Genomic DNA, 9,938 nt, shown 5'->3' on the forward strand with positions numbered 1-9,938 from the left:
CCGGGAGGGCCGCGAACGGGCTTCACCAGACGCGCTCGCACGGGGGCTTCACCCCATGGACAGCGTTCACCGTAAAGCGGGAGAACGCCGACGACGCCAGCCCTCGGCCAGCGCCAGCCCCACGAGCGTCACGCCCCACAGCAGCAACCCCGGCAGGACTCCGGGGACCCGATAGCGCAGCACCACCTGGTGACGCCCCGAGGGCACCGCGACGGCCCGCACGGCCACGTTCGCGGGGAGCACCCGAGTGGGCACACCGTCCACGCTCGCCGTCCATCCAGCCTGGAACGCATCGTTGACGATGAGCACCGCGTCCTCGGATGACTCGACCGACACCACGAGGTGCTCGGGGGTGTCGCGCTCGATGAGGACCCGCCCTGTCAGCGGCGCATCGCTCGGGGCGGAGAGCGGCTCCATGCCACACTCCACCGCGGCCCAGGCACCTTGACGGAAGGCCTCCGTGCCCAGGAGCCCGAGCGCGGCCTTCTCGTCCGACACACATCGAGGCTTCGCGACGAAGAGTCGCGGGAGGACGTCGGCATGCTCGACGAGGACCAGCTCGAACACCTCGTCGCGTGCGAACACCCTGCCCGGCTTGGGCTCCAGCCCCGCATAGGACGCGGACGTATACACACTGAACCGCACGCCATAGAGCGGCTCCAGCTGGGTGAAGCGCGCGGGCGCGTCGAGCTGAAGCCCCTTCACGCGAGCGCTCATCGCGGGCAGATACGCCCCCGCCGCGCCGAGGTTCCACAGCGCGGGCGTGTCCGGCATCAGCGAGGCGCGCGCCATCAACGCCACGCTGTCCTGGAACTCGAAGCCCTCGAATTGGGGTAGCTGGAAGCGCTGGAGGCGAGAGGAGACGCGGGGCGTGGAGTCTCCCGTCCGCGCGGCGTGCTCGCGCACGGCCTCGACGAGCGTGGGGGGACTGTCCAGCAGCTCCTCCGAGCCGAGGATGTAGAGCGGCTCGTTCAGCGTGAAGGCCGCGCCCAGCTGCAGCGCCATCAACACCCCCGCCCGAAGCGACGAACCCGCGAGCCCCGGCAACACGAGCGCACAGCCCAGCGCGAGGCCCGCCGCGATGAACCCGGCCTCGCTGAACGCCTGCGACAGCGTCTGCAACGTCTCCGCCGGTACCTGGGGCCAACGCGCGACGACGAAGGCGGAAGACCACACCGCCCCCAGGCGCTCGGCGAGGGCCACGGCGAGCAACCCCACGGCCATGGCGCCCGCCACCCAGGCCGCGCGACGCGCCCGTGACTCGGAGGACACCAGGGCCTTCCACCCGAAGCCCGCGAGCAGCGCGAGCCCCAACGTCAGGTGCGCGACGAGCTTCTCCGGATAGCGGAACGGCCGCCACAGCGGCAGCACGTCATGCAGCCACCCATAGACGGGCAACGCGGCCCCGAGCGCGAGCAGCAGCACCACCCCCCACACCGCCGCGAACGGCGCCCAGCGCCTCCAGGGGATGAACATCAACCCCGCCACCGCGAGCACCAGCACCGGCACCCCGACGAGCGCCGAGTCCGTCCACAGCGTGGAGAAGCCCCCCGTGCTCAAGAGCGGCTTCACGAGTTCCTCGGGGACGGCGCGCTCCACGGCGGGATTGGCGAGGTAGGGCCCCAGGACGAGCTCCGGCAGTCGCCACGGGTCCAGCGACCAGCGCTGTGCGTCCTCGAGCGAGCTGGCGCCAGGGGCCCCGTGCGCGAACACCGCCATGCCCGCGAACAGCTGCGGCGCGGCCAGCCCCGCGCCCATCGCCACGAGCCCCAGCGCGCGGAGCACGCGAGTCCGCAAGGCGCCCCGGCCCGTCACCGCGAGCAGCAACACGAAGGCGTTCGCGAAGGCATAGCTCCACGTGTCACCGGCCAGCAGCACGCTGGCGACACCGAAGGCGGCCACGGCGCCGCGAGCGGGGGTGGCGACGCGCAGGAAACGCTCGGCGGCCCAGAGCGCCGCGGGCAGGGTGGCCGCCGCCAGGAGGTACGCCAGGTTGTTGGTGAGCGACACCAGGTGTCCGCTGAAGGCGAAGGCGAGCCCCGCGAAGAACGCGCCGCCCCGTGGCACGTCGTACAGCCGCAGCAGCGCATAGGTGCCCAGCAGGGCCAGCGGCGGACACGCCAGCACCGTGAGCTTCATCGCCACGCCGGTGGAGAACAGCAGGCCCAGCAGCTGCGACGGATGGAAGGGCGCGGACAGCATGATGCCCGCGAACGACTGCCCCAGCCCGTCGAAGGGATACCAGCCGGGGAAGTCCCCTCCGAGGACCCGCTGCGCCCAGTAGCGCCGCAAGGGGGCGTAGACCAGGAGCATGTCCCGCGCGATGAAGACCTGCGCGCTGAAGACGGCCCGGTAGAAGAAGAGGCAGGTGACGACCAGGGCGCCGCCGACGACGACCCACGCCGGGCGCGGAATCGGGACTCGGACTCCGGCGGCGGGCTCGGGCGAAGCGGGGGGAGGCATCCAGCGCGGGATTGTTCACCCTCCCCCCGCTCGCGTCCAGCGGCGAGACCGCCTCACGGAGGCGGTGCTACCGCCGCGCGCTCAGTTCTCGCGCTCGGCGTCCACGCCGATGATGCAGGTGCACGTGCGGGTGACGGCGTTGCAGCGTCCGGACAGCGTGCCACCACACTGGGCGTTGGACGTGCAGGAGCGGCCCGGCGTGCAGGTGCCACAGTCCGGGTCCAGCGCGCACAGCTCCGAGCAGCAGTTGTCCCGCGCGCAGCCGCACGGCGCCGGCACGAGGCGACAGCCATAGGGGCTGCCATTGCACCACACCTGCTCGAGCCCGTCCGGGTCGAGCCAACACTGACGATTGTTTCCGGAGCACGAGGCCGTCACGCCATTGGCGCACTGCAGGCTCACCGTACAGTCACCGGCGCCGAGCGCCGACTCCTGCTGTCCGACGGTCTCCGACGCGGGGGCCTCGTGGAGCTGAGCATCATTCTGCGCGGGCTCACATCCGGTCAGCAGCATCGCGGCGACGACAAGGAATCCAGCCAGACTCTTCATGGGAGGCCTCTCTCGGTTGATGGATGGGATGACGCGCTCGGGGGAGCGCGGCGCGCGAAATATGACAGACGCCACCGCAAGTGAAGACAGTTCTCACCGTCACGAGTTCGCGGCGAGGCTCAATCCCAATCACATAGGTGCGGGCCGCCCCAATGAGTCAAGTGCGACCACGCAGCTCGAGTGTGTTCATCATCAGTGCCCGCAGCTTGGAGCCCTCGCCTGGCCCGGGCAACCCGGCGCGCTCCCGGGCTCGGGGCAGGTGACGTCAGCCGTGCACCTTCCGACTGTCGCCCGGAGCCTCCTCGCGCCGCGACAGGCCGTAGTCGCGCAGGACGCTGGCGACCCGCAGCCGATAGTCCAGGAAGACCCCGTCGCGCCCCTGCGCCTGAGCCGCGCGATGGGCCTCGAGTCGACGCCAGGCCTCGACCGCCGCCTCGTCCCTCCAGAACGAGAGCGACAGCAGGCGACTGGAATCCGAGAGGCTCTGGAAGCGCTCGATGGAGATGAAGCCATCGATTTGGGAGAGCAGCGGCCGCAGCCCCGCGGCCAGGTCCAGGTAGGTCTGCCTCCCCTCTTCGCGAAGCTGGACCTCGAAGATGACGGCGATCATCCGACCTCCTCGGGCGCGAGCCGGAGCGCGGGCAGCAGGGGCACTCGCGCGTTGAGCAACGGCAGGAAGGGGACGTCCTCGAAGGCCTCGCGATGCCGGGCGAGGTCCGTGGCGAGCAGGACTTCCAGGGCCCCCGTCGCCAGGGACTTCGCGAGGCGCTCACCAGGACAGACATGCGTGCCCCAGCCGAAGGAGAGCCGCGCGCGGGCACGCACGTCCACGCCGGGCGCGGCCCTCCACCGCTCGATGAGCGCCCCGAGCCCCCGGCGCACCACCCCGTGGAACGGCTCGTCGTTCATCCGGGCCCATTGCCCGAACAGCGCCCCAGAGGCCAGCGCGCCGAACGCCCGTGGCACCGGCTCCGCGCGGGGCCGGACAAGGCAGGCAGGGGACGTCAGCACCGCTCGAACGCTTCGGGCGCTGGAGGCCCCCCAGAGTCCAAGGGACGCGTCCCGGTAGAAGGGACGCGTCGCGACGAGCTCGGCATAGAACGGGTATGGGTCGGGGTGTGTGGCGGCGGCGACAGGATGGAGCGGCGTCATGGATGCGCTTCTACGCGCCGCCGCGGGGCCATGTTTCGGCGCACACCGAAACGTCGTCGGACGGAGGCCCTCGCTTCCCTCCAACGAGGTCCGGTTCCCCACGGAAGGGAACCCATCGGGCCTCCATGTCACGGTGCGGGGGCCCCCTCGTTACCGGCGCCGCACCCGATGAGACGACCTCTTCCATTCTGCTGGGCAAAAGCCCACGGCCCTCGGGGCAAAGGCTTGCCCAGCAATCCGCCCGGCGGCACGAGGTGGCTCCCACCGTGGGGAGGGGACCTCGTTCACCTCACATCGGTACAAGAGCAGGAAGCCCTGGCACATCCGGTGAAAACAGCCCCCGCTCGCGAGCGCCTTGCTGGCCCCCATTCAAAGCAAGACGAGGCGGGCGATGAAGGCATGGAGCAAGGCGTGGCCGCCCCTCAGGTGGCGCGCCGGCCCCACCTCGGCCGGCCGCCACCGTCGTCCCGCTCACGCCGCCAGCGGCACCAGCTTGTGCACCTGCTCCAGCAGGTGGCTGAGCGAGAAGGGCTTCTTGAGGAAGCCCGCCCAGTCGTACTCGGCCGGACGCACCGACGGGTCGATGGCGCTCATGATGAGCACCGGCAGCCCCGCGAACTCCTCGCGCTGCCGGATGGCCCGCAGCGCCTCGAACCCGTTCATCACCGGCATCATCACGTCGATGATGATGAGGTCCGGCCGCACCTCCTCCAGACAGTCCAGCGCCTCGCGTCCATTGGCGCATGTCACCACGCGGTAGCCCTCGTCCTCGAGGATGGACTTCACCGCGTCCGCGATGTCCATCTCGTCGTCGACAACCAGCACCGTCTTCATGAGCGCCTCCGAGGCGCGGGCTTGCGCCCGACCTTCGGCTGGGGCCGCTTGCGCGGCTTCGCCTTCTCGCCCATGGGCGCCTTGCGCCGCACGTCCCGCCCGCCTCCGGTCATGATGGCGTGCCCCGTCAGCACCGCCTCCGCGCTCTCGAAGGTGTCCGCCACGGTGATGCCCTTGTCCGTGATGGAGAACTCCCGGATGCCGCTGTCGTACTGGCTCTCCCGCATCTTCATGATGGAGAGCAACCGGTACAGCTGCGAGCGCAGCTCCACGTAGCGCAGCAGGATGACGTTCTCCACGTACGCGGTGGCGTCCGGCTGCGGCACCTCGACGCCCGGGGTGAACAGGGCCGTCTCGTCCGAGTAGAGCGTGGTGACGTCCAGCATCCGCAGCTGGTGGGACAGCGCGGAGAAGAAGCGGCTCATCCGCTCCGGATAGACGGCCGCCGAGCGGAAGCCGGCGACGCTGTCCACGAAGAGCCGCAGGCGCTTCACGTTCCGCTCGTGGATGCGCTCCAGGAGTCGCTCCGCGAGCGCGTCCATGTTGTGCTCCAGCGGCGGCTGCCACTGGATTTCGATGAGGCCCGCGTCCACGTACTTGCGCAAGTCCCCCATGCCCACGCCCTCGGCCTTCTCGATGAGCCGCTGGGACGTCTCATAGAAGCCGAAGTACACCCCGGGCTGCCCCTGGCGCGCGCCCTCCAGCAGGAAGCGCAACCCCAGCAGTGTCTTGCCCGTGCCCGGCGCCCCCAACAGCATCGTGGTGGAGCCCGACAGGAGCCCCCCGTGGAGCGACTCGTCCAGCCGCGGCACGCCGAAGCCCATCCGGACGCGCTCCTCCTCCACCTTCTCCACGGGGTCGGCGAACTGCACCTCCGTGCGCGGGTGCACGATGACGCCCCGGTCGGAGATCTCCAGCTCGTGCTTGCCCAGGAGCGAGTCGCTGCCCCGGAACTTCAGCGTCACCAGCTCCCGCACGGCCCGGGGCCCCGACAGCCAGAGCGACAGCGCGAAGATGCCGTCCACCGCCGTGGTCTCCGGCAGCAGCTCCGTGGGGTCATGCGGCGACAGCAGCAGCGTGGTGCAGCCCAGGATGCCGATGAAGGTCTGCAGCTCCTGCAGGAAGCGCTTGTACGTCAAGTCGCCGCGCGCCAGGTCCTTCGCCACGTCCATGCCATCCAGGATGAGCAGCGTCGCGTGGTGCTGACGCGCCGCGCGCCGCACCAGCTCCAACAGCCCCTTGAGCCCCTCAGACTCCAGCTGTCGGTAGCCGCTGATGTAGTGCAGCTTCTCCGGGATGACGCTCGCGTCGAAGAAGGACATCCCCTCCAGGTTCGCGAGCATGCGGGCATGGGACTCCGTGAGCAGCGTCACGTAGAGCGCCTTGCCGCCGTGCTTGACGTGCCAGAAGGCAATCTGGTGCGCCAGCACCGTCTTGCCCGAGCCCGGGGGGCCCAGCACCGCGTACGAGGCGCCCTTGATGAGCCCACCCTTGGTGATGAAGTCGAGCCGGGGCACCCCCGTCTCCAGCCGAGGATGAAGCGTCTTCTTCGCGCCGGCACCACCTTCAGAGGACACGACACGCCTTCCTTTCAATCCATCAGTAGGCCGCCGTCCGATGACGGGGCAGTGTCACATGGAACGTGGCCCCCTGGCCCGGCTCGCTCTCGACGCTGAGCGTGCCCCCATGGGCGACGACGATCTCCCGCGCGATGAACAGGCCCAGGCCCAGGCCGTCCGCGCGGCCCGTGCTCGACGCGCGCTCGAAGCGGTTGAAGATGCGCGACTGGTCCTGCTTCGCGATGCCGATGCCCTGGTCCGTCACGCTCAGCCACAGCGCGTCCGGGTGCTCCTCCACCGTGAGCCAGATGGGCTTGCCGTCCCCATAACGGAAGGCATTCGCGAGCAGGTTGCTGATGACCTGCTCCAGCCGGAGCCGGTCTCCCATGAGCAGCGCGGGCCCCAGGGGGAGCGCCAGGGACAGCTCGGTGCCCGCCGCGCGGGCCGACATCGCCAGGCGCCCGGCCACCTCGCGCGCGGCCTCGGCCAGGTCGAACACCTCGATGTCCAGCCGCAGCTTGCGGCTGCCCACCCGCGACACGTCCAGCAGCGTGTCCAACAGCTGCTGCAGCCGCACCAGCTGCCGCAGCGCGGGCGTGGTGCTCGCCTCCACGGTGCGCCGCGCCACCGCGTCACCGGGAACCCGGGTGAGGTGGTGGACCAGCCGCTCCAGGTTGAGCCGGAGCGCCGTCAGCGGCGTGCGCAGCTCGTGCGCCGCGATGGACAGGAACTCGTCGCGCGCGTGCACCGCCGCCTGGGCGCGGGACTGCAGGCGCAGGAGCGCCTCCACGTTCGCGAGCAGCTCGTCATCACCCAGGGGGGTGGTCCAGTAGGCGTCCGCTCCCTGGGCCAGCCCGCGCAGCCGGTCCTCGCGGCTGACGGAGACGGCGGACAGGTGTGCAATCAGCAGGTCGCGCGTCTCCTCGCGCGCCCGCAGGCGCCGGCAGACCTCGTACCCGTCGACGTCCGGCAGGTGCACATCCAGCAGCACCATGTCCGGACGGCCGCCCGCCAGCCGGAGCGCCTCCGTTCCGCTGGTCGCCTCCACCACGTGGTAGCCGGCCACCGTGAGGATGCGGCTGGTGAGGTAGAGGACCGCGGGCGTGTCATTGACGTTGAGGATGGTGGCGCGCGCGCGGTCCTCCTCCTTCGCTCGTCCTGGGGATTCGGCGCGGGGCTCCATTCCTGGAAGATGGTGTCTGAACCACCCGAACGAAAAGCCCCGACGCACGCCGTCAGGTCAGGAAGACTGTGCGCTGGCTGACATTGGCGCCGCGCCCCAGAAGCCTGATTCATGGGGGCGGCGAGCCGGCTACAGCCGGGCCTCCACCTTGACGATGGGCGCCGTCGCCACGTCCAGGGTGTTGTCCCCCCGCGCCTGGAGTCCCCAGGACACGCGCGCCGGTGTGGGGCGTCAGTCCCGACACGGGTGAGACGGTTCCAGTCGATGAGGTTGAAGGACACGCTCGGGACACGCCCGCTTCGACGACCGTCCCGAGGCCTCTCGCCATTTCAGCGCAGCGCGGACGGTGTCCGCGAGGTACTGGGGGCGCAGGCCGTGCGGGCCCTGGTACTTCTCCAGGGTGGCGTCCGGAGCGAACTCACCGGGGACCGTCGGAGACCTCGAGCGAGACCCGTCGCTTCGCGTCGTCCACGGGGCCCGCCGCGCCGACAGCGGGGATGAGCACGGCCAGCCGCATCAAGGTGAGCCCGCGCGACATGGGTTCCTCCGGCAATGCCTCCCACCGCAGGAGGGGTCGGGAACACTCTACTCCTCGCGGGGTATGTGAATGAGAACAAGGCTTCGGTAGAGCCTGGCAGATGCACTCCTTCCTTCTCGCCTCCCTGCTGTTCCTGGCCGTCTTCCTCTCGGGCTGTGGGTTGTTGGACGCGGACTGTGGCGATACGAAATGCAACGCTGAGTCAGACCCGGAGTGCCGCGCGAACATTGTTGACGCGCTGTGCGCGGAGGGCGGCGCCTCTCGTTGTGCTTCGGACTCCGCGTGCTCGTGCTCCGGCAAGACCCAGGAGGCCTGTCGCGAGGCCTCCACCTGCTGCTACTGGAAGGTGGCGGGGGGGTGCCGCTGCCATGGGTCCCTTTGACGGCAGCTTCGTCGCGAGGTACTCGCGCCCGGATTATGCTCGGGGGCCATGAGCGCTCCTGCCGCGAATGAGGCCAAGGCGTCGTCGGGTGGAAGCTATTCGCGGCGGGTGGGGCTGTTCTCGGGGGTGATGCTCGTCATCGGCGGCATCATCGGCTCAGGCATCTTCCTCAACCCCGCCATAGTCGCCCAGCGCGTGCATACCCCAGGGCTCACCTTGGGGGCGTGGCTGCTCGGCGGCGGCGTGGCGCTCATCGGGGCGTTCATCTACGGCGAGCTGGGGCAGCGCATCCCCAAGGCCGGGGGCAGCTACGTCTACCTGCGCGACGCCTTCGGCGAGCTGCCCGCGTTCCTCAACGCGTGGGGCCTGCTGTTGATGATTGCCACGGGCGCCATCGCCGCGGTGGCGGTGACGTTCGCCAACTACACGCTGGCATGGACGGGGTTGCCGGCGGACTACCGGCTCCCGCTGGCCATCGGCGCCATCGTCCTGTTGTCGGGCATCAACTACTTCGGGGTGCGGCCGGGGGCGCTCACGCAGAACGTCTTCACGGTGCTCAAGCTGGTGGCGCTCGCGGTGCTCGTGGGCGCGGGGCTCCTGCTGTCGGGGGCGGCGCCAGTGCAGACGGTGGCGCCCGAGCCGCCGGACTCCATCGTGCTGGCGCTGGGCGCGGCGCTGGTGCCGGTGCTCTTCAGCTATGGCGGCTGGCAGCAGACCAACTTCGTGGCGGAGGAGTTGGTGGACCCGGAGCGAAACCTGCCTCGCGCGCTGCTGCTGGGGGTCATCGGCGTGGTGGGGGTGTACCTGCTCGCGAACCTCACCTATCTGCGCACGCTGGGCGCAGCGGGACTGGCGGCGAGCACGGCGCCTGCGGCGGACGCGCTGGGGCACCTCCTGGGCCCGGCGGGCCGCACGTTCATCACGGCGGGCGTGGCGCTCTCCACCTTCGGCTTCCTCAACCTGGTCATCCTGGTGTCGCCGCGCGTGTACCAGGCGATGTCGGCGGACGGGTTGTTCTTCCCGTGGATGGCCAGGTTGCATCCGCGCCACCACACGCCGGCGGCGGCCATCATCTTCCAGGCCGCGTGGGCCATCCTGCTGACGGGCACGGGGACCTACGGCGAGCTGCTCGACTACGTGGTGTTCGCGGAGGGTGTGGATCTGATCCTGAGCATCGCCTGAGCGAAAGGGCGGGTTGGCAGGAGCAGGCCGAGGCGTGGGAGAAATCCCGGCCATGGTGAAAGTGACGCTGGAAGTGCCCGAGGAGGTCGCCACGCT

8 protein-coding genes are annotated in these 9,938 nt (G+C 70.2%); 1 reads left to right on the forward strand and 7 read right to left on the reverse strand.

The annotated features are described in order from the left end of the window. Window positions 1-66 precede the first annotated feature (66 nt). The 7 genes from FL311_RS36840 to FL311_RS36870 all read right to left on the reverse strand — a co-directional run bounded on the left by FL311_RS36840 (window position 67) and on the right by FL311_RS36870 (window position 7,740). Window positions 67-2,463 (reverse strand): YfhO family protein, encoded by a 2,397-nt coding sequence (locus FL311_RS36840; RefSeq protein ID WP_141332365.1) that lies wholly within the window; start codon window positions 2,461-2,463, stop codon window positions 67-69. A gap of 81 nt (window positions 2,464-2,544) precedes the next feature. After that, window positions 2,545-3,012, reverse strand: a complete 468-nt coding sequence (locus FL311_RS36845) for a hypothetical protein (protein WP_141332366.1) — start codon at window positions 3,010-3,012, stop codon at window positions 2,545-2,547. A gap of 265 nt (window positions 3,013-3,277) precedes the next feature. After that, the gene (locus FL311_RS36850; protein WP_141332367.1) at window positions 3,278-3,622 is read right to left on the reverse strand and encodes an antibiotic biosynthesis monooxygenase; all 345 of its coding nucleotides are present in this window, start codon (window positions 3,620-3,622) and stop codon (window positions 3,278-3,280) included. Continuing rightward, on the reverse strand, window positions 3,619-3,978 hold the full coding sequence (locus tag FL311_RS36855; protein ID WP_141332368.1) for a hypothetical protein: 360 nt from the start codon (window positions 3,976-3,978) through the stop codon (window positions 3,619-3,621). Before FL311_RS36855 ends, FL311_RS36850 begins: the two co-directional genes overlap by 4 nt. A gap of 657 nt (window positions 3,979-4,635) precedes the next feature. After that, the gene (locus FL311_RS36860) at window positions 4,636-4,998 is read right to left on the reverse strand and encodes a response regulator (protein ID WP_141332369.1); all 363 of its coding nucleotides are present in this window, start codon (window positions 4,996-4,998) and stop codon (window positions 4,636-4,638) included. Further along, entirely contained in the window at window positions 4,995-6,575 is a 1,581-nt protein-coding gene (locus FL311_RS36865) for an ATPase domain-containing protein (RefSeq protein ID WP_141332370.1), read from the reverse strand. Before FL311_RS36865 ends, FL311_RS36860 begins: the two co-directional genes overlap by 4 nt. 22 nt (window positions 6,576-6,597) lie before the next feature. Then, window positions 6,598-7,740, reverse strand: a complete 1,143-nt coding sequence (locus FL311_RS36870) for a hybrid sensor histidine kinase/response regulator (RefSeq protein WP_141332371.1) — start codon at window positions 7,738-7,740, stop codon at window positions 6,598-6,600. Window positions 7,741-8,708: 968 nt separating this feature from the next. Here FL311_RS36870 and FL311_RS36875 point away from each other — a divergent pair. Further along, the gene (locus FL311_RS36875; RefSeq protein WP_228557325.1) at window positions 8,709-9,842 is read left to right on the forward strand and encodes an APC family permease; all 1,134 of its coding nucleotides are present in this window, start codon (window positions 8,709-8,711) and stop codon (window positions 9,840-9,842) included. The last annotated feature ends 96 nt before the right edge of the window (window positions 9,843-9,938 follow it).

Origin of the sequence: Myxococcus sp. AB025B (assembly GCF_006518215.1) — a bacterium.
Lineage (GTDB): Bacteria > Myxococcota > Myxococcia > Myxococcales > Myxococcaceae > Myxococcus > Myxococcus fulvus.